At 42.3% G+C, this 25,643-nt stretch carries 23 protein-coding genes and 3 other annotated features; of the genes, 2 read left to right on the forward strand and 21 right to left on the reverse strand.

The annotated features are described in order from the left end of the window. Window positions 1–170 precede the first annotated feature (170 nt). The 3 genes from pheT to D0469_RS05165 form a co-directional block, all read right to left on the reverse strand. Window positions 171–2,585 (reverse strand): phenylalanine--tRNA ligase subunit beta, encoded by a 2,415-nt coding sequence (gene pheT, locus D0469_RS05155; protein WP_117325573.1) that lies wholly within the window; start codon window positions 2,583–2,585, stop codon window positions 171–173. Window positions 2,586–2,652: 67 nt separating this feature from the next. Then, window positions 2,653–3,690, reverse strand: coding sequence for a phenylalanine--tRNA ligase subunit alpha (gene pheS, locus D0469_RS05160; protein WP_117325574.1), 1,038 nt, complete (start codon window positions 3,688–3,690; stop codon window positions 2,653–2,655). Window positions 3,691–3,748: 58 nt separating this feature from the next. Next, window positions 3,749–3,985: a binding site (T-box leader), on the reverse strand. 181 nt (window positions 3,986–4,166) lie between these two features. Beyond that, entirely contained in the window at window positions 4,167–4,922 is a 756-nt protein-coding gene (locus D0469_RS05165; RefSeq protein ID WP_117325575.1) for a TrmH family RNA methyltransferase, read from the reverse strand. A 146-nt stretch (window positions 4,923–5,068) separates the two neighbouring features. On the opposite strand from D0469_RS05165, the gene sspI reads away from it, so the two are divergent. Continuing rightward, the gene (sspI, locus tag D0469_RS05170; RefSeq protein WP_117325576.1) at window positions 5,069–5,278 is read left to right on the forward strand and encodes a small acid-soluble spore protein SspI; all 210 of its coding nucleotides are present in this window, start codon (window positions 5,069–5,071) and stop codon (window positions 5,276–5,278) included. An 87-nt stretch (window positions 5,279–5,365) separates the two neighbouring features. Here the strand turns inward: sspI and D0469_RS05175 are convergent, their stop codons facing one another. Together D0469_RS05175 and D0469_RS05180 are read right to left on the reverse strand one after the other, a co-directional pair. After that, window positions 5,366–6,451, reverse strand: coding sequence for a M42 family metallopeptidase (locus D0469_RS05175; protein ID WP_117325577.1), 1,086 nt, complete (start codon window positions 6,449–6,451; stop codon window positions 5,366–5,368). Window positions 6,452–6,513: 62 nt separating this feature from the next. After that, window positions 6,514–7,002, reverse strand: a complete 489-nt coding sequence (locus D0469_RS05180; RefSeq protein WP_117325578.1) for a dUTP diphosphatase — start codon at window positions 7,000–7,002, stop codon at window positions 6,514–6,516. A gap of 288 nt (window positions 7,003–7,290) precedes the next feature. Here D0469_RS05180 and D0469_RS05185 point away from each other — a divergent pair, with 288 nt between their 5' ends. After that, window positions 7,291–7,671 (forward strand): sigma-w pathway protein ysdB, encoded by a 381-nt coding sequence (locus D0469_RS05185; protein WP_117325579.1) that lies wholly within the window; start codon window positions 7,291–7,293, stop codon window positions 7,669–7,671. A 79-nt stretch (window positions 7,672–7,750) separates the two neighbouring features. On the opposite strand, the gene D0469_RS05190 is transcribed toward D0469_RS05185, so the two are convergent. The 16 genes from D0469_RS05190 to hflK form a co-directional block, all read right to left on the reverse strand. Further along, a complete protein-coding gene (locus D0469_RS05190) occupies window positions 7,751–8,017 on the reverse strand; it encodes a DUF1294 domain-containing protein (protein ID WP_233522947.1) in 267 nt (88 codons plus the stop codon). Between the two features lie 84 nt (window positions 8,018–8,101). Further along, the gene (rplT, locus tag D0469_RS05195) at window positions 8,102–8,461 is read right to left on the reverse strand and encodes a 50S ribosomal protein L20 (protein ID WP_117325581.1); all 360 of its coding nucleotides are present in this window, start codon (window positions 8,459–8,461) and stop codon (window positions 8,102–8,104) included. 35 nt (window positions 8,462–8,496) lie between these two features. After that, on the reverse strand, window positions 8,497–8,697 hold the full coding sequence (gene rpmI, locus D0469_RS05200; RefSeq protein WP_028392188.1) for a 50S ribosomal protein L35: 201 nt from the start codon (window positions 8,695–8,697) through the stop codon (window positions 8,497–8,499). Between the two features lie 22 nt (window positions 8,698–8,719). Further along, a complete protein-coding gene (gene infC, locus D0469_RS05205) occupies window positions 8,720–9,220 on the reverse strand; it encodes a translation initiation factor IF-3 (RefSeq protein WP_233522948.1) in 501 nt (166 codons plus the stop codon). Between the two features lie 84 nt (window positions 9,221–9,304). Continuing rightward, window positions 9,305–9,442, reverse strand: a sequence feature (ribosomal protein L20 leader region). 468 nt (window positions 9,443–9,910) lie between these two features. After that, window positions 9,911–11,842: a threonine--tRNA ligase gene (gene thrS, locus D0469_RS05210; RefSeq protein ID WP_117325583.1), complete on the reverse strand. Its 1,932-nt coding sequence runs from the start codon at window positions 11,840–11,842 to the stop codon at window positions 9,911–9,913. A gap of 91 nt (window positions 11,843–11,933) precedes the next feature. Next, window positions 11,934–12,174 (reverse strand) — a binding site (T-box leader). Between the two features lie 130 nt (window positions 12,175–12,304). Next, window positions 12,305–13,135, reverse strand: a complete 831-nt coding sequence (ytxC, locus tag D0469_RS05215) for a putative sporulation protein YtxC (RefSeq protein WP_142919160.1) — start codon at window positions 13,133–13,135, stop codon at window positions 12,305–12,307. 282 nt (window positions 13,136–13,417) lie between these two features. Continuing rightward, window positions 13,418–14,356, reverse strand: a complete 939-nt coding sequence (gene dnaI / locus D0469_RS05220) for a primosomal protein DnaI (RefSeq protein ID WP_117325585.1) — start codon at window positions 14,354–14,356, stop codon at window positions 13,418–13,420. Window positions 14,357–14,364: 8 nt separating this feature from the next. Further along, a complete protein-coding gene (locus D0469_RS05225; RefSeq protein ID WP_117325586.1) occupies window positions 14,365–15,765 on the reverse strand; it encodes a replication initiation and membrane attachment family protein in 1,401 nt (466 codons plus the stop codon). 358 nt (window positions 15,766–16,123) lie between these two features. Then, window positions 16,124–16,582 carry a transcriptional regulator NrdR gene (gene nrdR / locus D0469_RS05230; protein WP_117325587.1) on the reverse strand — a complete coding sequence of 153 codons (459 nt, stop codon included), beginning with the start codon at window positions 16,580–16,582 and terminating at the stop codon, window positions 16,124–16,126. Window positions 16,583–17,085: 503 nt separating this feature from the next. Next, window positions 17,086–17,466, reverse strand: a complete 381-nt coding sequence (gene speD, locus D0469_RS05235) for an adenosylmethionine decarboxylase (protein ID WP_117325588.1) — start codon at window positions 17,464–17,466, stop codon at window positions 17,086–17,088. A 384-nt stretch (window positions 17,467–17,850) separates the two neighbouring features. Next, window positions 17,851–18,882 (reverse strand): glyceraldehyde-3-phosphate dehydrogenase, encoded by a 1,032-nt coding sequence (locus D0469_RS05240; RefSeq protein ID WP_117325589.1) that lies wholly within the window; start codon window positions 18,880–18,882, stop codon window positions 17,851–17,853. A 266-nt stretch (window positions 18,883–19,148) separates the two neighbouring features. Then, window positions 19,149–19,757, reverse strand: a complete 609-nt coding sequence (coaE, locus tag D0469_RS05245; RefSeq protein WP_117325590.1) for a dephospho-CoA kinase — start codon at window positions 19,755–19,757, stop codon at window positions 19,149–19,151. A gap of 120 nt (window positions 19,758–19,877) precedes the next feature. Further along, complete coding sequence (mutM, locus tag D0469_RS05250; RefSeq protein ID WP_117325591.1) at window positions 19,878–20,711, reverse strand: DNA-formamidopyrimidine glycosylase; 834 nt, start codon at window positions 20,709–20,711, stop codon at window positions 19,878–19,880. A gap of 96 nt (window positions 20,712–20,807) precedes the next feature. After that, window positions 20,808–23,441, reverse strand: a complete 2,634-nt coding sequence (gene polA / locus D0469_RS05255) for a DNA polymerase I (protein WP_117325592.1) — start codon at window positions 23,439–23,441, stop codon at window positions 20,808–20,810. Between the two features lie 93 nt (window positions 23,442–23,534). Further along, window positions 23,535–24,467, reverse strand: a complete 933-nt coding sequence (hflC, locus tag D0469_RS05260) for a protease modulator HflC (protein WP_117325593.1) — start codon at window positions 24,465–24,467, stop codon at window positions 23,535–23,537. Next, on the reverse strand, window positions 24,467–25,426 hold the full coding sequence (hflK, locus tag D0469_RS05265; protein WP_117325594.1) for an FtsH protease activity modulator HflK: 960 nt from the start codon (window positions 25,424–25,426) through the stop codon (window positions 24,467–24,469). Before hflK ends, hflC begins: the two co-directional genes overlap by 1 nt. Between the last annotated feature and the right edge of the window lie 217 nt (window positions 25,427–25,643).

The raw sequence follows: 25,643 nt of genomic DNA on the forward strand, positions 1-25,643 counted from the left end.
CTGTTCTGATCCATCCTTTTGCGATACCGGCACAAGGACGGCCTCCCAAGCTGCTGCTTTGATTCGTGTGATCGCTGCAGAAGTATTCCTTGTCCTGTGTGTAGGGGTTTTTTCCTCCAATAGCAAAAAGCAGTGGTCCAAAGTATGGCCACTGCTTTTATTATAGCTATTTATCCGCGAAGCTCTGCCCCTGCTTCTTCTTTTACAGCTTTCAATACTTTTTCATGTGCCTTTGCAATATCCTCTTCAGTCAGGGTACGTTCCGGATCATAGTATTTTAGAGAGAAGGCTAGGGATTTCTTGCCCGGCTCCATACGTTCGCCTTCATAAAGATCAAAAATCTGTACTTCCTTCAGAAGTTTGCCTCCTGCATCAGTTATGATGCTTTCCAATTTTCCGCCAGCAACTTCTTTATCGACTACTAAAGCAATATCACGTGTAATGGACGGATATCGCGGGATGGCTTGGTAATTGATTGGCTCAACATCTACGCTTGCCAGCTTTTCAAAAGAAAGTTCAAAAACAAAGGTTTCCTTCAAATCCAATTCTTTTTGGACTGTCGGATGCACTTGGCCAATGAAGCCAATGCTTTCATTATTTAATAGGACTTCCGCTGTCCGTCCCGGATGCATACCATGAATTTTTGCCTGTTGGTATGAAATATTTTGTGTTAGACCCAAAGTATCAAAAACAGCTTCGATAACTCCTTTTGCAACGTAGAAGTCAACCGGCTTTTTCTCTCCCTGCCATGGATGTGACAGCCATAATCCGGTAAGCGCGCCAGCCAGATGTTCTTTTTCATCAGGAAGTTCTTCTTTCCTGTTGCTTAAGAAAACCGAGCCGATTTCATAAACCGCAATTGAGTCATTCTGGCGGGCGAGATTATACTTCAGCACTTCCAATAACTGCGGTACGATACTTTGGCGAAGATAGCTGCGGTCCTCACTCATTGGCATAGCAAGACGGATTGGATCTCGTTTTTCCAGGGCGTATTCGGAAACTTTTTCTTCGCTTGTCAAAGAGTAGGTGATTGCTTGATATACACCCGCACCCTCAAGAGTGCGCTTAACCTGACGGCGCTTTTGCTGATAGGCAGTCAGCTTGCCAGGGGCTTGGGCACCGACCGGCAATGTTGTTGGAATATTATCATAGCCATAAAGGCGGGCAACCTCTTCAATTAAGTCCTCCTCAATGGTGATATCTCCACGGCGAGTAGGTACAGTTACAGTGAATTCCCCATTTTCGGATTTCACTTCAAATTTCAACCTTTCAAAAATAGAAACCACTTCGTCAGCCGTAAGCTCAGCCCCAATGATTTTATTGATTTTATCTAATGTAATAGAAAGAACTGCTGGCTCGATTGTAAGGGAGTCTGCGACAACAGTTCCTTTTAGTACAGTTCCACCGGCATACTGAGCCATCAGGCTTGCCGCACGTTCTGCTGCCTCGCGGGTACGAGCCGGATCTATTCCCTTTTCATAGCGGGAGCTCGCTTCACTCCGGAGGCCATGGTCCTTTGATGCTTTACGGATAGCAGCTCCTGCAAAATACGCGGATTCCAATAGTACGGTTGTTGTGTCGCTATTCACCTCTGAATTGGCTCCACCCATTACACCTGCCATCCCAACTGGTTCTTCACCATTTGTTATTACCACATGCTCTGGTGTCAGTTTACGTTCCGCATCATCAAGAGTTACAAGGATTTCTTTTTCTTTTGCCCGGCGAACGACAACTTCCTTAGATCCAAACCGGTCATAATCGAAGGCATGCAGCGGCTGTCCATACTCAAGCATCACATAGTTTGTAATATCTACTATATTATTATGAGGACGGATGCCACTCGCCATTAATTTCGTCTGCATCCATAGCGGAGATGGTGCAATCTTAACATCCTTGATCACCTTCACTGTATAAAGCGGCGCATCCTCCTTCGCATCTACCGAAACAGAAATAATTTCGGAAGCCTTCTCAGCAGCCTCCACGGTGTTTATTTCCGGCCACTTAACCTCTCTGCCGAGAATAGCAGCCACTTCATAAGCAACACCAAGCATACTCATCGCGTCTGCCCGGTTCGGAGTAAGGCCAAGTTCAAGAATATAATCCTCCATTCCCAGTGCCTCAAGCGCATCAGTGCCAACTTCCGTTTCATTAGGGAACACAAAGATTCCGGTTGCATATTCCTTTGCAATCAGCTTAGCCTCGAAGCCAAGCTCTTGCAGGGAACAAATCATTCCATTGGATTCTTCTCCACGCAGCTTTGCCTTTTTAATTTTAAAATTGCCCGGGAGAACAGCTCCAACCGTTGCTACGGCTACTTTTTGTCCCTTATCTACATTCGGTGCTCCGCAAATGATCTGAAGAGGTGCTTCCCCGCCTAAATCAACCTGGCAAATGTTTAATTTATCCGCCTCAGGATGCTTTTCCCGCTCAACCACGTGACCGACAACGACTCCCTTAAGGCCTTCACTTTTCTTTTCAACACCTTCAACTTCAATTCCGCTTTTTGTTATTTTTTCAGCCAGTTCGTACGCATCTATGCCTGATAGGTCTACGTATTCCCGGAGCCAATTATAGGATACAAACATTTTAATCCTCCCAAAGTATTTAATCTTGCAGGCAAGTCATGCAAGTTATATTTTCAAAAGTAATTTATTATTCGTGGCGATGGAATTGCTTTATGAAACGGATATCGTTTGTGTAAAAATGACGGATGTCATCTACACCATATTTAAGCATGGCAATCCGCTCAGGACCCATTCCAAAAGCAAAACCTGAATATTTCTTTGAATCAAAACCGGACATTTCCAGAACTCTCGGGTGAACCATTCCGGCACCTAAAATTTCAATCCAGCCGGTACCTTTACACACACTGCATCCTTTTCCGCCGCAAATCTTACAGGATATATCCATCTCCACAGACGGTTCTGTGAATGGGAAGAAGCTAGGGCGAAGTCGTATTTCGCGATCCTGCCCGAACATCTTCTTGGCAAATACTTCAAGCGTTCCTTTCAAATCGCTCATCCGAATATTTTCATCAATAACAAGGCCCTCAATTTGTGTGAATTGGTGAGAGTGCGTTGCGTCGTCATTATCACGGCGGTACACTTTCCCAGGACAGATGATTTTTACTGGACCTTTTCCTTTATGTTTTTCCATTGTCCGAGCCTGTACTGGGGACGTCTGCGTACGAAGAAGCGTTTCTTCTGTAATGTAGAACGAATCTTGCATATCGCGCGCCGGGTGCCCCTTCGGCAGATTCAGAGCCTCAAAATTATAATAATCCTGCTCTACTTCAGGTCCTTCTGCAATTTCATAACCCATTCCAATAAACAAATCTTCAATTTCCTCAATGATTCTTGTCAATGGATGATGGTTTCCTTTGTTCACCTGACGTCCCGGCAGTGTAACATCAATTGTTTCAGATGCCAATTTTGCGGCCACTGCCTCATTTTCAAACTGAACTTGCTTTGCTTCCAGTGTAACGGCAATTGCCTCGCGCACGTCATTCGCTAACGCACCGATTTTTGGACGCTCCTCTGCGGAAAGCTTGCCCATTCCTCTCAGCACTTCCGTTATTGGACCCTTTTTCCCTAAATACGCGACGCGGATATCATTCAGTTCTTTTAAATCTGCGGCAGCTTCTACTTTTCCTATTGCTTCAGCCTGCAGTTCTTGCAAACGCTCCTGCATGTAATTTCCTCCTTAAATACTAGTGCATTAATTTTAAACACAAAAAAACCCCGCCCATGGAAGGGACGAGGTTTATGTATCGCGTTACCACCCTTATTAGCGCTCCGAATACTTTCGGAACTCTCACTTCATTGCGTTAACGGCTTTTCGCCGGTACACCTTTATGCCAATGGCAGTCCTGGTGCCAACTCAAGAGGTGAATTCAACTGCACAGTCCCATAAAAATGCTCTCAGTCTGCGGCATTTTTTCCCTGAATGGCTTGAGCAGGCTACTTTTCTCTATCATAGTTTTTAAAGTATGAAATTTAGCTTTTATTATAGTATACTTTACTGCTGTTTACAAACCGAATTTTAAAAAAGAGCTTTTTTGAGCATTGCTTAATTAAGGCTGTATATCGTTAAATTCCTGGCTTGCAGGCTTCTCTTTAATAAAGCCAGCAGTCACTTAATTTGCACTAACCATCAGCGGTATAAAACTACGCCCGCAGATGGTAAAGCAAAATTCCTGCTGCTACAGCCACATTTAAAGACTCGCTTCTGCCATGGATCGGAATATATAAATTCATATCAGTATTGGCAAGCAGTTCCTTGCTTACTCCGCCCCCCTCATTTCCAACGATCAGCGCAAACCTGTCACTTTTGGCAGCCTGATCAAATGATGCAGCATTTTCTAGTGATGTCCCATATACAGGAATATCTTTTTGTTTCATTTGGCCGATAAAATCCAATAAATCGCCCTTTATTACAGGCAGATGAAAAATACTGCCTTGCGTTGAACGGATAACCTTGGGGTTATACGGATCGGCACAGCCATTGCCCAAAACAACGGCATCAATGCCCGCAGCATCGGCAGTCCTGATCATTGTACCTATGTTCCCAGGGTCCTGAACCGCATCAATCAGCAAGAAAGTTTTTCCTTCTATATTATTTATAGACAGAGCCTTCTGTTCACAGATTGCCGCAATTCCCTGCGGCGATTCAGTATCAGATATGGCTTTCATTACCTCCTCGCTTACATATGTGACCTCTACCCCATTCAGTTGAAACCCAACAGGCAGCTCCGTTCCTTCAGAAACAATGACCTCCTGAATAATATCCTGTTCCTTCAAGGCTTCCTCCACTAAATGGAACCCTTCAATTAAATATTTACCGCTATTATCCCGTTCTTTTTTGGAAAGCAGCTTCTTCCACTGCTTTACTGTCGGATTTTTTGCAGATTGGATATATTTCACGCTATACGCTCCCTTTATCACTGATTTTCCTATTATACCTAATTGGAATACATAATGCACCGCTGCAGGAGAAATAATACCACTATGTTAAAGTCTCCTGACAACAGGGCAGCCGGACTTTAAAATTAGCGTATGGAGGAAAAATAATGAATTTAAATCTGCGTCATGCTATCATGCAAAATATTTCAGGGAATTCACAGGAAGAATTAAGAGAAACAATTGTAGATGCCATTCAAAATGGCGAGGAAAAAATGCTTCCAGGTCTTGGTGTATTATTTGAAGTTATCTGGCAGAACTGCAGCGAACAGGACAGACAGGAAATGGTTCAGGTTTTGGAGTCCAGCGTTAGGAAATAAAGCCTGAAATCCATGCCATAAAAAAGTGAAAGATTTCAATGAAGCAAAGACCATGCCAAAAATAAAACGGCATGGTCTTTTTATAAATTATTCAAAAGTTATTTTATCCACTGTTTCACGGTCAAGTTTTTTAATGACTTCAACAATCAGTTTTACTGTGTTTTCAAAATCATCGCGATGAATCATGGCTGCGTGGGAGTGAATGTATCGTGTTGCAATCCCGATAGACAAAGCCGGTACGCCTTTTGCAGTAAGATGGATTTGGCCTGAATCAGTACCGCCTCCTGGAATCACTTCATATTGATAAGGAATACCAAGCTCATCTGCTGTATTAACAATAAAATCTCTTAACCCTTTATGGGAAACCATCGAAGCGTCGTATAGTACGATCTGCGGACCAGAACCCATTTTTCCAAGTGCTTCTTTTTCAGAGATTCCCGGTGTGTCCGCAGCGATTCCAGTATCAACAGCAAAAGCAATATCAGGCTGGATCTTAAAGGCGGATGTTCTCGCACCGCGAAGGCCGACTTCCTCCTGCACTGTTGCAACCCCATATACTACGTTCGGATGCTTGCTTCCTCTTAGTCCCTTTAACACATTGATCGCTATTGCACAGCCGATTCGATTATCCCAAGCTTTTGCAAGCAACATTTTATCGTTATTCATCACTGTAAACTCAAAATAAGGAACAGCCATATCGCCAGGACGCACTCCCCACTCCTTTGCTTCCTCACGGCTGGACGCCCCAATATCAATAAACATATCCTTAATATCAACAGGCTTTTTACGAGCATCCGCTGAAAGGATATGAGGCGGCTTGGAGCCAATTATTCCTGTAATATCGCCCTTTTTCGTAACGATGGTTACACGCTGAGCAAGCATTACCTGAGACCACCATCCTCCTACTGTCTGAAAACGGACGAAGCCTTTGTCATCGATCTGGGTTATCATAAAACCGATCTCGTCTAAATGACCGGCAACCATAATTTTCGGTCCGTCTTCCTTTCCAGTCTTCTTGGCGATTAAACTGCCAAGATTGTCTGTTTCGATTTCGTCTGCAAAAGGAGCTATGTATTTTTTTACTACCTCGCGAACTTCGCGTTCATTCCCCGGAATCCCTTTAGCATCGGTCAATTCCTTAAGCATTGTTAGTGTTTCATCGAGCATTGCCATTCCTCCAGTTCTGTATTTCTTCCTATTATATTAAACCTTAAGAGCACGTACAAAAAAGAGGATTAATATCCCTGTTCCTGACGTTCAAAATTCACGGCATTTTTTTCCGTATATGCCCTTTCTATATCATTGCCATCAAATCCAAGCAGCAATCCTAGCTCAAGGTATGCCGCAAACATATCTGAGTATGAAGCTGCGGTTTGTTCACCATGGAATAGGTTAATCGCCTGAAAGACCTTCAAAAATTGAGAGGTCAAGTCATGTTCCATTTGCTCAGCAGTGTCAGGGACAACCGACTGGTACTGTTTCATAATGCCTAATGAGAGAAGAAAATGAATACCGTCAACATATTCTTCAAGCACTTTTTCATCAGGGGAAGCCGGCTTTTTGCTCCAGAATTTAAAGCAGCGGGTTTCATTTGCCAGTTCGCCTACCTCCACAAGGAGCGCCATAATCTTTTTTTTAGCTAAATCTATATTCTCCAGTCCGTGCTGTTTTTCAATATGCCTGTCCAAAGCAGCCTGCATTTCAAAAAGCTTGCTAAAATCCATTTGTTTTCTCCTAACATCTATTTTTATGAAAAATTATATCAAATAAAGGGAACCTTTTCGAATTACTTTCGTATATAAGAAAAGCACAGCCGCCCTGGTAGAAGGAACATCGTGTGCAGAGGAAGAAGGCTAAGTTCGCGACGTTGGCACTAGTACGTCGTGTGCGTCGGGGCTTTATTTTCCTACGGAAAAAAGTTCTGGGCGTTGGAGCTAGACATCTGTACTAGCTAAATAAGTCATACTTTCTCGTAAAAATAACAATCTCTGTTTTCATTAGGAGGATAACCGATGCTTCTGCTAATCCGATTATTATTATTCGCCGTTATTATTTTCATAATCTATTCGGCAATCAAATATGTTATCAATCCAAAACGAAAGCTGGAATTGGCTCACGAGCAAAAAAGCTTTTACTTTCTGGATGATGCCAATAATGTCCGAAAAAATTTCCTGCTTACCTACAACGGGGTGCTATTCGAAGGAGAAAAATATCTAGGCACGACTGATAATGCATTTGAAGTTGTTTCCATTTTTATCTGGCCTAAAACCGTCACTGAGCTTCAGGGATTACAAAGGGATGATTTTATCTGGATTGAAGGCGTTATTAAGGAGAAATACCCCCATGCAGCCATTGATTGGAAAAGTCCGGTTAAGGAGTTTTTGAAAAACTAATTTAGGATTTATCTCGAAAAAAGCAAAGCTGGGTCATCAACTTTGCTTTTTTCATGCTCTTATTCTTTCCTCTCCAAAGCTACCGATTAATAAGCCAGACAAAAATTACAGCCTGGACAAACAGCAGCAATGGCATCCCGCCTGTAAAGGAGCTGTGCTTTGTTTTATGCCGAAATTGATACATGCCTGCCAGTGCACCCGGAGTCCCGCCCGCTATAGCCAATATCCATAGCGTCCTTTCACTGATCCGATATGCCCCTTTTCTGGCCCTGCTTTTATCAATCCCCATGCTTGCAAAAGCTGCCACATTTATTACTATAAGATACAGAGAAACAATGTTCTGCAATAAACTTTCCCCTCCTGTTTCAACATCTAATATGTAAAAAGCCATTCTCTGCGAAGGAGAATGGCTAAGTCAGATCATTAGATCTTATTTATCAAACTGTTGCTTTGCAGCAGTTGCCAATTGAGCAAATGCCTGCTCATCAGAAACCGCAAGTTCAGCTAACATTTTACGGTTAACTTCGATACCTGCAAGCTTCAAGCCATGCATTAAACGGCTGTAAGAAAGACCATTCATGCGTGCAGCTGCATTGATACGTGCGATCCAAAGTTTGCGGAAGTCGCGCTTTTTCTGGCGACGGTCGCGGAATGCATACATTAAGGATTTCATTACTTGTTGGTTAGCTACTTTGAATAAAATGTGTTTCGCACCATAGTATCCTTTAGCTAATTTTATTACTTTTTTACGACGTTTGCGAGTAACAGTACCGCCTTTTACACGTGGCATGTTATTTCCCTCCTATTTAAATCGATAGCCGATTATTACTTGATATTGTCTAACATGTGACGAATGCGTTTGAAGTCACCTTTGCTTACAAGGCTTGCTTTGCGAAGCTTACGCTTAGCTTTTGTAGACTTGTTAGCGAATAAGTGGCTTGTGTAAGCGTGTGAACGCTTAAGCTTGCCAGATCCAGTTTTCTTGAAACGCTTTGCGGATCCGCGGTGAGTTTTCATTTTAGGCATAAGGTATTCCTCCTCATTACAATTACTTTTCGTTTTTCGGTGCTAAAATTAAGAACATGCTGCGTCCATCCATTTTTGGATGTGTTTCAATTGTTGCTACTTCTTTACACGCTGCAGAGAACCGGTCCAATACGCGTTGGCCAATTTCTTTGTGCGTGATTGCACGTCCTTTAAAACGGATAGAAGCTTTCACTTTATCGCCTTTTTCAAGGAATTTAATTGCATTGCGAAGCTTAGTATTGAAATCATGTTCGTCAATAGTCGGGCTCAGACGAACCTCTTTCAAAGTAATGATCTTTTGATTTTTGCGTGCTTCTTTGTCTTTCTTTTGCTGCTCGAAGCGGAATTTTCCGTAGTCCATGATACGGGCTACCGGAGGCTTTGCATTCGCAGCAACTACAACTAGATCAAGATTTGCACGAGCGGCTATTTCCAGTGCTTCGAATTTCGTTTTAATTCCCAGCTGTTCGCCGTTTTGGTCAATTAGACGAAGTTCGCGGGCGCGGATGCCCTCGTTTACCATCATGTCTTGTTTACTAATAGTTAGCCACCTCCAAGGATATTTAGTGAATACAAGTTTAGTTATCATGATTTGTACTTGTTAACAAGCAATAAAAAAGTGTGGGTGCCAGAGAACACCCACACTGATAGATTAAAAAGGATAAATCCAAATTATCAAATCATGAACCTGTTAACTGCAAAGATGCGTCAATCAGGTGAGAAGCGGGTGCCTCTTCTTTTCCTCAAACACGTATTCAATTCACCTTAGAAAATATATCATAAACACAGATGATCTGTCAACTCACTTGTTTTTCACAACAGAGATTATCTTATCAAATGAAGCTGCTTTTTGCAATACGTTTTGTTATTTTTTTTGAATGAATGTTTCACAAAGGACAAAGCAAGCCTAAAAACATCTGAATATTTGAGTGCCATGATACTCTGCAGCTAAACCAGGAAGCTTGCAATATAATATTCGTCAGCATACGTTCCATCTATAAAAAGTGAGTCCTTTTTCGTGCACATCATCGGGAACTGCTTTTCTGATATGCATTATTCCACCCACCACATTAGCAAGACCCGGTTCAATAATATTATTGGATTTTTGTCTTAGGTATTTTTTTAATTAAAAATTCGACCAAAGTATAGCTTTATTCTAAAATTAGCCATTTTCAAAAGGAGGCACCCGCTTTACGGGTGCCTCCCAAAGATATTACTGTCTTACTTCTGCTTTTACCGAATTGATAAAGTCTTCAAATGCAACAGTTTCGGATTTCTGTTCGCCGTATTTGCGGACATTAACACTTCCCTCGCTGCTTTCGTTATCGCCGACAACGAGCATGTAAGGGATTTTTTGCATTTGTGCTTCCCTGATTTTATAGCCAATTTTCTCATCGCGGCCGTCAAGATCAACACGGAAGCCTTCCGCCTGAAGTTTTTCCTGAACTTCCTTCGCATAGTCAAGATGGGCTTCAGGAGAGACTGGAATCACTTGTACCTGGACTGGTGCAAGCCATGTTGGGAATGCCCCTTTATATTCCTCAATAAGGAAGGCAACAAAGCGTTCCATTGTTGATACAACGCCACGGTGGATAACGACCGGGCGATGTTGCTTTCCATCTTCACCAACATAGTTTAAGTCGAAGCGTTCAGGCAGTAAGAAATCGAGCTGAACTGTGGAAAGGGTTTCGTCTTTTCCTAATGCAGTTCGGACCTGGACATCAAGCTTAGGACCATAGAACGCTGCTTCGCCTTCTGCCTCGAAATAATCAAGGCCGAGATCGTCCATTGCTTCTTTCAGCATGCCCTGTGCCTTTTCCCACATTGCGTCATCATTGAAGTACTTCTCTGTGTCCTGAGGATCCCGGTAAGAAAGACGGAATGTATAATCATTGATGTTAAAATCTTTATAAACAGCAAGGACTAGGTTCACAACGCGTTTGAATTCATCCTTGATCTGGTCTGGACGGACAAAGATATGTGCATCGTTCAGCGTCATCCCGCGTACGCGCTGAAGCCCGGAAAGTGCACCTGACATTTCATATCGATGCATAGTGCCAAGCTCCGCAATCCGAATCGGCAGCTCTCGATAGCTGTGAATGCTGTTTTTATAGATCATCATATGATGCGGGCAGTTCATAGGACGCAGAACAAGCTGTTCATTATCCATGTCCATTACAGGGAACATATCTTCCTGATAGTGCTCCCAGTGTCCGGACGTTTTGTATAAATCTACGCTTCCCATAACTGGTGTATAAACATGGTTATAGCCAAGGCGCTCTTCTTTATCGACAATATACCGTTCAATAACGCGTCGAATTGTAGCACCTTTCGGAAGCCATAGTGGCAATCCCTGGCCAACCAATTGCGAGCTTGTAAACAAGCTTAGTTCTTTTCCGATTTTACGGTGGTCGCGTTCCTTCGCTTCCTCAAGCAAACGCAGATGTTCTTCAAGATCTTCTTTCTTAAAGAAAGCAGTTCCATAAATGCGCTGAAGCATTTTATTTTTGCTGTCGCCTCTCCAATAAGCACCCGCAATGCTCATCAATTTAAACTCTTTGATTTTGCCTGTTGAAGGGACATGGACACCGCGGCAAAGGTCAAAAAATTCGCCCTGCTCATAGATTGTTACCTGTTGTTCTGCGGGAATGGCCTCAATCAGCTCAAGTTTGTACTCATCGCCAATTTCCTTGAACCGGTTTACCGCTTCATCACGGCTTACTTCTACTCGGACAACCTCAAGATTTTCGTTGATGATTTTCTTCATTTCTTTTTCGATCTTTGGCAGGTCTTCCGGAGTCAATGATTCCTCAAGATCAACATCATAATAGAATCCACCTTCGATAACCGGTCCTACACCAAATTTTGCGTTCTTGTACAAACGCTTGATAGCCTGAGCCATTAAGTGTGCTGAACTGTGGCGGAGGATTTCTAATGCTTCGCCGCTGTCCTGAGTGATAATTTCAATGGAACCGTCCTCATCTATTGGACGTTTTAAATCATATTGCTGACCGTTAAACTTGCCTGCAATTGACTTCTTCTTCAGCCCTGGGCTGATGGAGGCCGCAACCTCTTCAGTTGACGTACCCCTGGCAAACTCCTTAACCGCTCCATCTGGAAAAGAAAGCTTAATCATTTCAGACATACAGTGCCACTCCTTTTAGTTTATTTTAGAATGTGATTTTTGCAGGGGCCAGGCTTCTTAAAAATGCAAAAAAGCCCGCCCCTGTTAAAAAAACAGGGACGAGCTTAGTAATCAAAATGATTGCAACCCGCGGTTCCACCCTCGTTTCACCTGCTAACGCAGATGACACTCGACGCTTATAACGGAAGCTCCCGCCGGCCAATACTCGAAAAACTTTCCTGGCCGAAGTTTAAAGGCGGTAAGTACTCTACCCGTGTTAGGAAGTTTGCAGCCTAGCCTTCCCTCTCTGAAAACCGTGCATAGAATACCCATATCCTCATCATAACTTTTAAAAATGATATGTTGTATAGTATGTAGGAAATTATAATTTGTTATGTAATGAAAATCAAGAGCTATTTGTTGAAAAAAGTTATTCAGGCTACAGAAAGCTTTTTACGAGCAGCCCTGCGGCTTTGGACCGGATCAGCTGCGCTTGAAAGCCGCAGTCGGGCGAATAATTGTTCTTTCTTCAAATATTCGGGTGATGGTTTGGATCAGCCCATCCTCCGCTTCATCGGTGTACAAATGAAGGTTCCGGGGTGCTATTGAAAGCAATGGGGCCAACGCTGTAGAGTCGACATATATAGGATTATCAGCAAGCAGCTTCCTATCAATCAACTTATAAATTTCCTGCTTTCCCAGCTTTCTAAGCTCCCCATCGTAAAAGTGAAAGCCGTCATTGTGAAGCAAATGGACATTATCCATTTTCGGTTTTCGTTCACGAAGGAAATCGCGGAGTGCAGCAATAAAGCTTTGATAATCCTGCTCTAGCTTATACTCGTCTATCGCTAATTCCACATACTCGAGAAGTGAATCATAAAATGACTTTAGCCGGAACGTTGCAAATGAATCAAAGGAAAACGAAACCTTGTCGGTAAGAAACGTTTTCAGACCTTCCTGGATGATCTCTCGCTCCTTATTAAATGCAGTTACCTTTTTTTCATGCTGCTCTCCTTCAATAATCGAACAGGCTATTTCAACAATGCTATCTATCTCCTCCTGTTCCCGGAAGTAAAACCGTTGCCTGACAATCGATTCAAGTACACTTAAGAGCTTATCCTCAAGCAGGAATGTGTAAAACACATCACTTAATAATGCGAGCATTTTTTTCATATACTTTTGTTTAATGTGAAGCAGCAGTCCCCGTTCTGGCTGAAATTGTATATATGGATTCAGTTCTGTCCCCAAAGGGTGGACAGATACGTATTCGAGCAGCTTTAACGCTTCAGTTTCAGTTTGAAAATGAATATGCACCAACCAATACCCCCTAACCCTTATCCTGCTTATATGTATATGGGATAAGCTTGCTTTTTAGAAGCAAGTTAGAGAGGATTGGACCGGAAAAACAGAAAGCCAGCTGCAAAATGGGCAACTGGCATAACATATTTCTTCTATCGAACAAATTGTTTTTGTTCCGGATAAGCAATACTCATTTTTGGACAAATAGTCCTCAATTCCTCTTCATTATGTCCTTCTACATTTAATTTCGCTAAAGAACAATCCTCTTCGATCTAATGAACTTTTTGAGATTTGTTTCTACAGCCTGCGATTTTCTCCGCCCAGCTGCAGCGGTTCGGCGAGATACTTGATCCGTTCCATAATCCTTGCAGCTTTCACTTCTTCCCGCTCACCCCGCTGTGAAACGGTGAGGTGGGTCTGGAGTCCATCAAAATTAAAATTAGAGGTGAAGAAGGTCGGCAGGTTTTCGAGCATCCGGAATTGCAGGATCGGGCCTAGTACTTCATCCCTGGCCCAGCTGCTCATTGCTTCAGCCCCTATATCATCCAGCATGAGAACATGAGCTTTCTTTGTGATCTCGATTTTTTCATTAAGGGTGTTATCACTTATTGAAGCCTTGATCTCACGCAGAAAGTCAGGAACATAGACAATTAAGGATGAAATTTGTTTCTTGGCGAGTTCGTTTGCGATCGCGCCTAGCAAATACGTTTTACCGACTCCGAAACTTCCATATAAATACAGCCCTTTTTGCTTGGCCCCGGGAACAAATTGTTCTACAAAGGTTGTCGCCTTGTTTACTGCCTCCATCCTGCTGCCTTCACTGCCTGTCATTATGAAGTCTTCAAGTGTGGCCGATAAAATATCCTTTGGTACGTATAAGCTTTGTATCAGTTTTTGATGCCGCCTTTTTTCATCATCCATAATTTTTTGCGGGCATGGTTCATAATTTAGAGCAATGGCATTCCCCTGCAAAATAAGCTTTGGATGGTAACCTTCCAAGAAGTTGATGCATCCTTGAAGGTTGGGACATTTATCGCAATTTTTGCTTTGGGAAGAAAACTCATACAGCTTTGACAATCCCTTTTCAACCATTTCCCCAGTAATCCTTGTGCTATTTTCATTAAGGAAATGGCGGATTTCTTTTTCATTCAGGACTTCATGCTTTAAGTTTTCATATCGATTTTGAAACTCTGTATTATTTGTTAATTTGCTTAATGCTCTATCGATTCGTTCCACGGTGTTTTTCACCCCTTGTTATTCAGCTTTTTAAGCCTCTCGAGCATCTGTTTTTTCTGCTCCTCCAGCTCACGGCTGTCCTTTTGCCCCTTTTGTTCGGGCACTGGATTATGCTCGTTCTTCAGCCATTCTGGAACCTGTTCCGTCCGAATTGGCTTTTTGCCAGATTGCTTATTTGATCCTTTACCATCTTGCCATTCCTGGTATTGACGGTGCTCTTTTTTGGCAAGCTCCATTGCTTGCTTGACCGTAACAATTTTTTTCCTTGCCCAGTGGCCGGCAATCTTTTCGACATATCCTTTTGAAAGCTTCATATCCGATTTGAGCATAACGTATTCGATCAGGACGTTGATGACTCCGGGGGGAAGGTTCTGGTTCATCATAATATCTTCAATGATCTGCAGGTCATTTTTCGAAGGTTCGGCTCCACCTGATACCTGTATCAGCCTTTGTCTTGGCGACACTGTCTCCAAGTGGCGGATCAGCTGCTCTTCCTTAGTCTTTGGCTCAGCTGTCTGGGTAAGATAAATAGCCGGCTGAACCCGATCAGAAAGAGAAGGAAGATTTTCATAATGCTCAATTTGATACCAATCCCTTGCAGCCTTTCGAAGTTCCTCCAGATCGATTTCATTTTCCCCGTCAACTGCCCGAAGAATCAGGTTTTGCATCTGCAAGGCGTCAATGCCATATAAAAATGCCAGCTTAGCAATCGTGTCCTTTGCCTTAGCGGTAAATGCCTTTTGCGGAACGAGAGAATTGTTAAGGCCCGAAAACAATAATTTAAAATCAAAGAACGGTTCAAAGCCTGTTAGCTCAGCGTCCCCGGTTTTCCCAATAAATTTCTGTCCCGTATCGGCAGCGAAGTGGCTCTGCGCCTCATCAGTAGTATATAAGGATTCCAAGTGCTCAGATGAAAATACTTCAGGGAAAGGCTTTGTAACTTCACTGTACTCATCAATAGAGATGGTTTCGTCACAAAAGAATTTTTTCAGACGTCCAAAGTGCACCTTGCCGACTTTTTTAAACAGGTACACATTCAGCATCCCATCCGTAAAGAATTGTTCGGGGCTTAAAGGGGGATGAAGCTCATAAATGAATTCAGTCTCATCATTGTCCTTTTTTTTAAATACCTTCAGCAGCCCGAGGCCCTCCAGTTTTATCCGGGCATCATAGATCTCCCTCAGATTTATCGCCATTGTATTCATCAAGCCATAATGGAGAGAGGAATTTGACCACAATCGGTTTTCTTCCAGTTCGCTCCATAATGTAATATATAAACTAATGCACACCGGTCCGATCAGCGGCTGGTAAAGCATCGTTAAAATCTTCCGGTCATAATCATGTATCATCCCGGCAGCCGAAACGGTATACCGGTCAACAGGCAGCAGCTCTTGCCAGTGCTTTGTCATTTCATTCATACCTTTCTAAAAGCGGAAGCGCCCTGGTCAGCCCTGACAGAGTTGTGACGGCTATTGGTCACAATACAGCATAAGACAAGCGCTAACAGAAGGAGCTTTTTGCCTTCCGAAGCGATTGGCTTATGACCTCGAGGCCGACTTAAACCGCCACGTCCTGTGGCGACGTCGGCACTAGCACGTCCTGTGCGTCGGGGCTGGGCGCTGGAGCTAGACATCTGTACTTATTAAAAAAGTTTAACTTTATTAACTAGTAAGTAAAGCGGAAGCGCCGTTGAAAAAACTTTTCAGTATAAAATTTAACATTCATTTTAGGTAAAAAAAAGAGCTAAAACATAAACTTTTAGCCCATTTACCGTTCCTTATTGATTAAATCTTTAAGTTCCTCGATAAAGACGTTGATGTCCTTAAATTGCCTGTAAACGGATGCGAAACGGACGTAAGCCACTTCGTCAATCCCAGCCAGCTTGTCCATCACCATTTCACCGATGCTTTCACTTTTCACCTCAGAAACACCTTGGTTGCGAAGCTCCTTTTCTACAAAGGAAGTGATTTCCTCCAGCTCTTTTAGCGGGACAGGACGTTTTTCGCAAGCCTTGATCAACCCGCGAAGAATTTTATCACGGCTGAATTCTTCCCGTGTGCCTTCTTTTTTCACGACAATCAGCGGGATTTCCTCCACCTTTTCAAATGTTGTGAACCGGTATTGGCATATCTCGCATTCTCTGCGCCGCCTAATCGCCCGGCTTTCATCGACAGGACGGGAATCCAGAACCCGCGTACCATTATACTGACAGGACGGGCACTTCATACAATCAGCTCCGATTTGGTTATTTCCTCTCGTGCGAGGACTTTATGATACTACAATCTTATAAAAAAGAACATTCCAGTACAAGAGAAAACTGAAATGGGCTTAATCCCGAAAGGAACAGAAGTCGTTCTGAAAAAACCATTATTATCAGGCAATATTAAACACATCTGGAATTCTTCCCCGTCCCAGTAAAAGTAAGCTTTTTGTTCAGCGCTTCATAGGCTTGTACTATGTACATCCATATAGCGCGATATATACCTATTAAAGACTATCTTTCGGTAGAAGCATTAAAATCGATCGCCGTCTCGAATGGCCTAACAATGATGAAAGTTGCTGCCAGATATGTGTGAGGATAAGCTTTGGTTTCAACCAGCAAAGTCCTCACCCGTTAATCATTTCTGCTTTTATTATAACTTATTAACTCTATATCATGAAGCAAACGAAACTGGCCTTTAAATATAAAAAAGAGGCGTATGCATACACCTCTTTGGTCTGTTCGGTTATTATAGTGCTTTAGCTTGTGACTGCTTGACCTGTACAGGACCCATTCCGCGCGGAAGTTCAATATTCTCGCGTGTCTGAGCATTCAGGGCTTCAGCAATGTAGTCAGCAGCAATATTAGGGTTCAAGTCACCACAAGTGTACACATCAATGCTAGCATATCCATGTTCAGGAAAGCTGTGAATCGTTAGATGAGATTCAGAAATGATTACCACACCGCTTACTCCCTGTGGAGCAAATTTGTGGAACGCAACCTCGCGTACTTCCGCACCAGATTTCAATGCTGCGTCTACGAAGATTTGTTCAATTAAAGTGATGTCATTCAGCTTTTCAAAATCGCAACCCCAAAGTTCTGATATTACGTGTCTACCCATTGTTTCCATGTTCAAGTTTCCCCCTTTAACATGATAAAGTTTTTCAAAATCCTTTAAAACATTTGACGCAATAACTACCACGGGGGAAAGTTAGTCCGAAGAGGTCCTAACCCTTTAAGTAGATATATGAATCTCTTAATCAAGAAGTTCACGAATCATAGTATACTTTGTATGTATTTTTTTTGCAACATATCTTTTTTAAAAAATTTAGATGATTTTTTTCTTCTTAAGAAAAGAGCTGAAGCAAGCCAATTTTACCCAGATTTTAAAGCGCACTAAAAACCCTGCCGTTTTTACGAACAGGGCCCACTTTTTAGAAAGCCTGGCCATAGGCGGGCTTTCTGTTCTTTATTGAATGGCTTTGAGAAAGAACGCTATATCGATTTCGCTTTTTTATCCAACTTTTACACTAAGAGGTTTCTTCATTTCGCTGGCCACCAATGATACTAGATCCACAACCCTGTTGGAATAGCCCCATTCATTGTCATACCAAGCAAGCACTTTTACTTTGTTTTCTCCGATCACCATAGTCGATAATCCATCAATAATCGCGGAATGCGGATTTGTATTAAAATCTACTGAAACAAGTGGTTCAGTTGTAAATTCCAAAATACCGTTTAGCGATTCCGCTGCTGCAGCAACAAACGCTTCATTGACATCTTCCACTGTAACATCCGTTTTAAGATCTACTACAAGGTCGACAAGTGAAACATTTGGAGTTGGAACCCTTAATGCCATTCCATGGAGCTTTCCTTTTAATTGCGGCAATACAAGCGATAATGCCTTTGCAGCACCTGTAGTCGTAGGAATGATGCTTTGGGCGCAAGCGCGGGCACGTCTTAGATCCTTATGCGGATTATCCAGGTTTTTCTGGTCATTTGTATAAGAATGGATAGTTGTCATTAATCCATTTTCAATTCCAAATTGTTCATCAAGCACCTTTACGACTGGAGCAAGGCAATTTGTCGTACAGGAAGCATTGGAAATGATGGTATGCTTTTCGATATCAAGAGCATCTTCATTGACACCCATAACGATGGTAACGTCTTCATTTTTGCCTGGAGCTGTTAATATAACCTTCTTCGCTCCTGCATCCAAATGGAGGGCTGCTTTATCACGGGAATTGAACTTGCCTGTTGCTTCGATAACGATGTCAATATCCATTTCTGCCCATGGAAGCTGTTTAGGATCGCGTTCGTTTACCAGCATTACACGTTGGCCATTTACAATGAGCGCTCCCTCTTCAGGTAAAACAATTCCGTCAAATTTCCCATGGATTGTATCATATTTAACTAAGTGAGCTAAAGTTTCAGCAGGATAGCTTGCATTAATGGCAACAATCTCCAAATCGTTTTCTAAAATTGCTTTCCGGAACACCATTCTACCGATTCTACCAAACCCGTTAATTGCTATACGTGCTTTCATTTTTCGGCTCCTTTTGAATTAATGTTATACTTTATGTTTGTATTCTCGTAATTAGTATAACATATTAAAACTTAATTGTGATGATAAAAATGCGGAAAATTAAATATTTAATTTTTCTGACAATTTATATTTATAGTCTACTATAAAAGGGTACGTTATCGTCCAAAAATGAAAAGGTCTGGTGCAGGATTCCATGCTGTTTTACCGTGTTGCAAGTGAGAAACTTAGAAATTTCACCACAAAAAAGCACCGGGTTTCCGGTGCTTCTATTGGCTGATAACCCGCCACTTTTTTAATATATTTATTACCTGCTGCTTAGTTTCAGTAATTGTTCCATTATTATTAACAATCTCATCAGCAAACTGTTTTTTCTCGGCAAGCGGCATCTGGGAATTAATCCTTGCCCTCGCTTCTGATTCGGTCAGATTATTTCTCTCCATCAGCCGCAGCAGCTGAACGTTTTCATCAGTATAGATAAGCATAGTTTTAGCCACTAAATGGGTCAGTTTACTTTCAAACAACAATGGAATATCTAAAAACACCACTCGTTCTCCCCTTGAAAATGCCTCTTCCTGCTGCTGCAACATATACTCTCTCACTGCGGGGTGGACGATGCTGTTTAGGATTAGCCTTTTTTCTTTGTCATGAAAAATCAGCGCCCCAAGCTGTTCCCGGTCAATAGAACCATCATGAAGGAGAATCTGTTTACCGAAAGTTTCAGCTATTTTTTGGTTCGCTTTCATCCCCGGCTCTACTGCTTTTCTGGATGCAATATCTGCATCAATCACACTAAAGCCTAGCTCATCGCTGATAAATTTGCTTACCGTGCTCTTTCCGCTTGCAATTCCACCAGTAATTCCATATACAATACCCATCTTCTAATATCCTCGTTTATTATTTATTAATAACATCCTTGAACAGCGGGAGGATAAAGCAAGACCCGGCCCTCTATGCAAAGGAGGGAGCAGTCCTGCATAATACTGGACCACCCATTCTTATCCATTCAACGGCTGGCATGCAGGGCAGATATGTGTCCCTCTGCCTCCGACAACCAGCTTTTCGAGAGGGGTTCCACACTTATTGCAGGTCTCCCCTTTTCTGCCATACACAAGCAGTTCCAGCTGAAACATGCCAATCTGACCCTGAGAATTGACATATGACCGAATCGTGCTTCCGCCTTTCTCAACCGCTTCCGATAAGGTTGCAATTATTTCCTGATGCAGCCTTGTGATTTCGGCCTCTGTTAAAGTAGACGCAATCCGCTCAGGGTGAATTCCTGCGCGAAATAACGCTTCATCTACATAGATATTACCTATTCCCACTACCACCGACTGATCTAGCAGAACAGGCTTTATTTTTCGGTTTGTTCTCGCTAGCCTGTCCATCAAATGCTGGACAGTAAATTCATCAGAAAGCGGTTCGGGCCCAAGATGCTGGAGCGGAAGATTCATCAATTCATCACCTTTGGAAAACAAGTGCATTGTGCCAAATTTCCTGACATCACGATATCTAAGTTCTGTCCCATCCGTAAATGAAAAGATCACATGGGTGTGCTTATCATACTCTTCATCCTTTTTGTGTAGACCATACTTGCCTTCCATCCGTAAATGGGACACCATTGCATAGGCATCCAGATGAAAAATTAAAAACTTGCCTCTCCGGCCAATAGCATGGATAGTCTGTCCTTTAAGAGCATCCTGAAACTGTTCAGCCTGCTCTGGCATTTTTATTATTTTAGGCCAAAATACGGCTACTTCCTTGATCGTTTTACCTACTACAAGCTGTTCAAGTGTCCGCCTGATTGTTTCAACCTCTGGCAGCTCCGGCATTATAGATGTCCCCCTTCAGTTTAACCCGGAAACCTTCTAATAAATTATTATTTTTGAATAATGAATTGATAAATTCCCTAGTTAAAAATAAAGTATTTATTTTGCATCAAACCAAGTTGGTCCATGTGCATAATCGACTTTAAGCGGTACATTTAATTCCACAGCACGTTCCATTTCTTCAGGGACAATCTTCTTTAGAACTTCTAGTTCTTCCTGTGGAGCCTCAAAGATCAATTCATCATGTACCTGAAGCAGAAGCTTTGCCTGCAGATTCTCTTCTTTCAAGCGTTCGCTCACGTTAATCATTGCCTGCTTGATAATATCTGCAGCACTACCCTGTATCGGCGTATTCATAGCTGTTCGCTCTGCAAAGCTCCTGATATTGAAGTTGCGGCTTGTAATCTCAGGAATATAACGTCTTCTATGAAGCAAGGTCGTGCTGTAGCCTTTTTGTTTTGCTTCCTGAATGCTTTCTTGCATATATGCCTGAACTCCCGGGAAACTCTTTAAATACTGATCAATAAATTCTCCTGCTTCCTTCCTTGTGATGCCAAGGCTTTGTGAAAGGCCATAATCGCTAATCCCATACACAATACCGAAGTTAACGGCTTTTGCATGCCGGCGCATATTGGATGTAACCTCATCCTTAGTAACATGAAATACATCCATTGCTGTTCTTGTATGAATATCCATACCGGCCTGGAACGCTTCAATCAGTCCTTCATCTTTTGCTATATGAGCAAGCACCCGCAGCTCAATCTGAGAATAATCCGCCGCGAAAATGATCCAATCCTTTTCGGACGGTATGAAGGCTTCCCTGATCTTCCTTCCTTCTTCAAGGCGGATTGGTATGTTCTGAAGGTTTGGATCAGTTGAGCTGAGCCTTCCTGTTTGGGTTAACGCCTGATTGAACCGGGTATGAACTTTATGGTTTTTTTCATCCACAACCTTTAGTAAGCCCTCGATATAAGTTGACTGCAACTTTCCAAGCTGCCGGTAATGGAGAATTTCCCTGACGATTTCGTGCTTATCCTCCAGCTTCTCAAGAACATCGGCTGACGTCGAATAGCCTGTTTTCGTCTTTTTTACGGCTGGAAGTCCAAGCTTCTCAAATAAAATAACACCGAGCTGCTTCGGTGAATTGATATTAAAGCTTTCGCCCGCCAGGTGATGTATTTTCTCCTCGATCGCTTTCAGCCTTTGTGTGATTTCCGAACCCATTGTCTTTAGCCTGTCCACATCAACCTTGATACCCTGTATTTCCATCTCCGCCAGAATGATTGCCAGAGGCATTTCAAGCTCGGTGAATAGTCTGTACTGTTCATTTTCTTCAAGCTGGACAATCATTGGTTCTTTCATCGCAAGAATTGCCTGGGCAATTCTTGCTAAGTGCTCGCTTAAAGCTGCTTTCCCCGGGATTGAACGCTTAGCGCCTTTTCCGTAGAAAACTTCATCTTTTTGAAGCGGCATTCCCTTGTGCCATTTTGAAATATCAGCTACATCCTCGACCATCTCGCCAGGATTTAAGATGTAAGAGGCTAACATAATGTCAAAATCAATCCCTGCAAGCGCGATACCTCTTCTTTTCAACGACACAATGGACCGTTTAGCATCATAAACCGCTTTTTTCTTCGTTTCGTCCTCGGCCCATTGTTTAAATTCTGGAGAATTAACGGCTTTATCTATAGGCAAATAAAAATTTCCTCTATCATTGGATAGGCTTAGCCCAATAATGTCGGCCTGATTGTAATTATCTTCAAGGATTTCAATGTATAAAGAATTTTCATCGGCAAAAATCTCTTCTGTCACTTCATCGACAATTTGTACATCGATTGCTTCCTGGACAAGTTCATCTTCATTTCCTGCGGTATGATCCATTTTTTCAAGAAGGGATTGAAATCCAAGTTCTTTATATAAGGAAATCACTTTTCCGTTATCCATACCGTTAAACTCAGTCTGCTCCAGCTTTACTTCGACTGGGGCTTCCCGGGTTATCGTGGCCAGTTCTTTGCTCAGCACTGCCAGATCTTTATGCTCTTCAATTTTTTCTCTTAGCTTTTTTCCCGTTACTTCATCGATGGAATTCAATAGGTTTTCAATTGTTCCAAATTGATGCAGAAGCTTCAGTGCCGTTTTTTCACCTATGCCCGGGATTCCGGGAATATTATCGGATGTATCACCCATTAGCCCTTTCATATCAATAATTTGATCAGGACCTATTCCATACTTTTCCCGAATATGCTCCGGTGTATATTCTTCAATATCGGTAATGCCTTTACGGGTAATGCCTACCGTAACAGCGGGGGTGGATAGCTGTGTCAAATCCTTATCCCCGGAGATGACCTTCACCTCAAAACCATCCTTTTCAGCCTGGAGTGACAGCGTTCCAATAATATCATCAGCTTCATAATTAGAAAGTTCATATCTGCAAATGCCGTACGAATCCAAAAGCTCACGGATAAATGGAAACTGCTCGGACAACTCCGGGGGTGTTTTCTGCCGACCACCTTTATACTCCTTAAAGGTTGAATGCCGGAAAGTCGTTTTTCCCGCATCAAAAGCGACTAGCATATGTGTAGGCTTTTCTTCTTCCAATATTTTATTAAGCATCATCGCAAAACCATAAATGGAATTTGTATGAACTCCTTTATCGCTATTTAAAAGGGGCAAAGCAAAAAAGGCACGGTATGCAATGCTGTTGCCGTCAATTAATACTATTTTTTTAGTCAAATGAATCCCTCCCGATAAAAGCAAAAGCCGTTAATTATCCTTCCTACATTCTACCATGAGAATAATGGGAAAGAAAAAATAACGGCATCTGATTTAATTTGTATATCCCATCAGCAGGCGGGCATATGGAGAGTCTGAAGGAAGAACAATGACTGTTTCCCCATCAATGGTCTTCTTATAAGACTCAAGCGTTCGGAACAGGCTGTAGAACTCGGCATCCTTTGAAAAAGAAGCATTGTAGATCCGGGCAGCTTCCCCTTCACCCTGTGCCCTGATTACTTCAGCATCTGCCTGGGCCTTTGAAAGGATCTCTTTTACCTTTCTGTCTGTATCTGCTTCAATCCGGTTTTTCTCGGCATCACCCATTGATAGGTATTCTTGGGCTTTAGACTCACGTTCCGATATCATCCGCTTAAACACAGATTCCTCATTTTCTGAAGGCAGGTCAGTCCGCTTTATTCTTACATCGGTAACTTCAATGCCATAGGAATCTTTTTGCAATAGCTCATTTACCCGCTCTGTGACCCTGTCATTCAGGCTGCCCCGGGAGGATTTTTCATCATTAATGATTTCATCATAGTTTAATTGACCCAGTTCTGCCCTGACAACTGAATAGATGAACTCTTCCATTCTTGCCTCAGCATTTTCCACTGTCCTGGCATTATTGATCATCTTCTTTGGGTCAACGATTCTCCATACCGCGTAGTTATCGATCAGCATCCGTTTTTTATCTTTTGTGTTGATCTCCGCTTCTGAAACCTCATAGCTCATTTGGTATTTAGGGAGAGTTGTAACAGATTGAATAAAAGGTATTTTCGTTTTAAGGCCAGGGGATTTATCAATCCTGACCACTTCTCCAAATTGGCGGACAACCTTATACTCTCCTTCATTTACGATATAGATATTATTAAAGACAAACAGAGCGGCTGACAATAGAATAATTATGACTATTCCTAATTTCGTGTACCCTCTCCATTCAATGGGGACTTTTTTCTTATCAGCAATGCCTATTACTTTATTGCTCATTACTGGCCAGCCCCTTCCTCTTTTGGTTTTGGCTGTTCTTTTTCAAGCGAGCGAATTGGGAAGTATTTCATCGTATTGCCCTCGTCATTCATAATATAAATCTGTGAACTTGGCAGTACCTGTTCAATAGTTTCAATGATTAAGCGCTCTTTGGTAATGTCAGGGTTCTTTTTATATTCCTGATAGAGTTTATCAAAAACCGCCACATCCCCGCGTGCCCGCTCTGTCCTTGCTGCCTTCTCCCCATTGGCATTGGATATCAGGGCATCCTTTTCACCTTTCGCCTCATTCATCCGCTTATTTTCATACTTCTTTGCTTCATTGATTTTCGTATTCATCGTTTCCCTTGCACTTGTAACATTTGTGAATGCCTTTCGGACTTCTTTATTCGGAAGCTCTACATCCTGCAACTTTACCGCGAGAACGGAAATGCCAATATCATATTTATCAATTAAGGTGGACAGCAATTCGCGAACATCTGCTTCAATTTCCGCTTTTCCTGAAGTGAGGGCGTCATCAATCTTGGAACTTCCGATAATGCTTCTTAAAGCTGAAGAAGTCGTATTATATAAAATCTCCTCCGGTTCATCAGAGTTAAAAAGGTATTTCGACGGATCGGTTATTTTCCATTGTACAACCAGATCAGCGAGGACAATATTCTCATCCCCCGTGATCATTTTTGTATCTTCCGGATATTCCTTTATTTCTCCGTCCTTCTGCTCGTAGCCAAACTGAAGGCTGAATGTTTCTTTCGGAAGTTTCTCGATTGTCTGGACTGGCCAAGGCATTTTAAAGTGAAGTCCTGGTTCTGTTATCGTCTCATCTACTTCACCAAATGTAAGAATTACTGCCTGGTCGGATTCGTCCACTGTATACCAAGTTGTAAAAGCTACAAGACCTAATAATAAGGCGGCAAAAAAAGCACCCGTAATTATATATATCTTTCTTAGGCTACCCATGCTCGCTCATCCCCTCCTTCGAACTGTTTACCCTTTTTACGAATAAGGATTGGTAAAAGTTTCAATCTCATTCATAAAAATGAAAAAAAGGAATGAAAGGTTAACAATTTTTATATAGAAAAAAAGGCAAGGACGGGGTCATGTCCTTGCCTTTTCAGCCCTTGGATGAAGGGGTTTTCATATATTATTTTATCCGCATCATGTTAAGCAGAATTGA

The organism is Peribacillus saganii (assembly GCF_003429095.1).
Classification (GTDB): Bacteria; Bacillota; Bacilli; order Bacillales; family DSM-1321; genus Peribacillus; species Peribacillus saganii.

Coding starts and splice junctions, on each gene's coding strand:
- pheT (WP_117325573.1), bottom strand. CDS start 2,585: ATGTTTGTATCCTATAATTGGCTCCGGGAATACGTAGACCTATCAGGC.
- pheS (WP_117325574.1), bottom strand. CDS start 3,690: ATGCAGGAGCGTTTGCAAGAACTGCAGGCTGAAGCAATAGGAAAAGTA.
- sspI (WP_117325576.1), top strand. CDS start 5,069: ATGAATTTAAATCTGCGTCATGCTATCATGCAAAATATTTCAGGGAAT.
- D0469_RS05175 (WP_117325577.1), bottom strand. CDS start 6,451: ATGGCAATGCTCGATGAAACACTAACAATGCTTAAGGAATTGACCGAT.
- D0469_RS05180 (WP_117325578.1), bottom strand. CDS start 7,002: ATGGATTTTAGCAAGCTTTTTGAAATGCAGGCTGCTTTGGACAGGCAT.
- D0469_RS05185 (WP_117325579.1), top strand. CDS start 7,291: ATGCTTCTGCTAATCCGATTATTATTATTCGCCGTTATTATTTTCATA.
- rplT (WP_117325581.1), bottom strand. CDS start 8,461: ATGCCACGTGTAAAAGGCGGTACTGTTACTCGCAAACGTCGTAAAAAA.
- rpmI (WP_028392188.1), bottom strand. CDS start 8,697: ATGCCTAAAATGAAAACTCACCGCGGATCCGCAAAGCGTTTCAAGAAA.
- infC (WP_233522948.1), bottom strand. CDS start 9,220: ATGGTAAACGAGGGCATCCGCGCCCGCGAACTTCGTCTAATTGACCAA.
- thrS (WP_117325583.1), bottom strand. CDS start 11,842: ATGTCTGAAATGATTAAGCTTTCTTTTCCAGATGGAGCGGTTAAGGAG.
- D0469_RS05225 (WP_117325586.1), bottom strand. CDS start 15,765: ATGACAAAGCACTGGCAAGAGCTGCTGCCTGTTGACCGGTATACCGTT.
- nrdR (WP_117325587.1), bottom strand. CDS start 16,582: ATGAAGTGCCCGTCCTGTCAGTATAATGGTACGCGGGTTCTGGATTCC.
- speD (WP_117325588.1), bottom strand. CDS start 17,466: ATGGAAACAATGGGTAGACACGTAATATCAGAACTTTGGGGTTGCGAT.
- D0469_RS05240 (WP_117325589.1), bottom strand. CDS start 18,882: ATGAAAGCACGTATAGCAATTAACGGGTTTGGTAGAATCGGTAGAATG.
- coaE (WP_117325590.1), bottom strand. CDS start 19,757: ATGGGTATTGTATATGGAATTACTGGTGGAATTGCAAGCGGAAAGAGC.
- mutM (WP_117325591.1), bottom strand. CDS start 20,711: ATGCCGGAGCTGCCAGAGGTTGAAACAATCAGGCGGACACTTGAACAG.
- hflC (WP_117325593.1), bottom strand. CDS start 24,467: ATGAGCAATAAAGTAATAGGCATTGCTGATAAGAAAAAAGTCCCCATT.
- hflK (WP_117325594.1), bottom strand. CDS start 25,426: ATGGGTAGCCTAAGAAAGATATATATAATTACGGGTGCTTTTTTTGCC.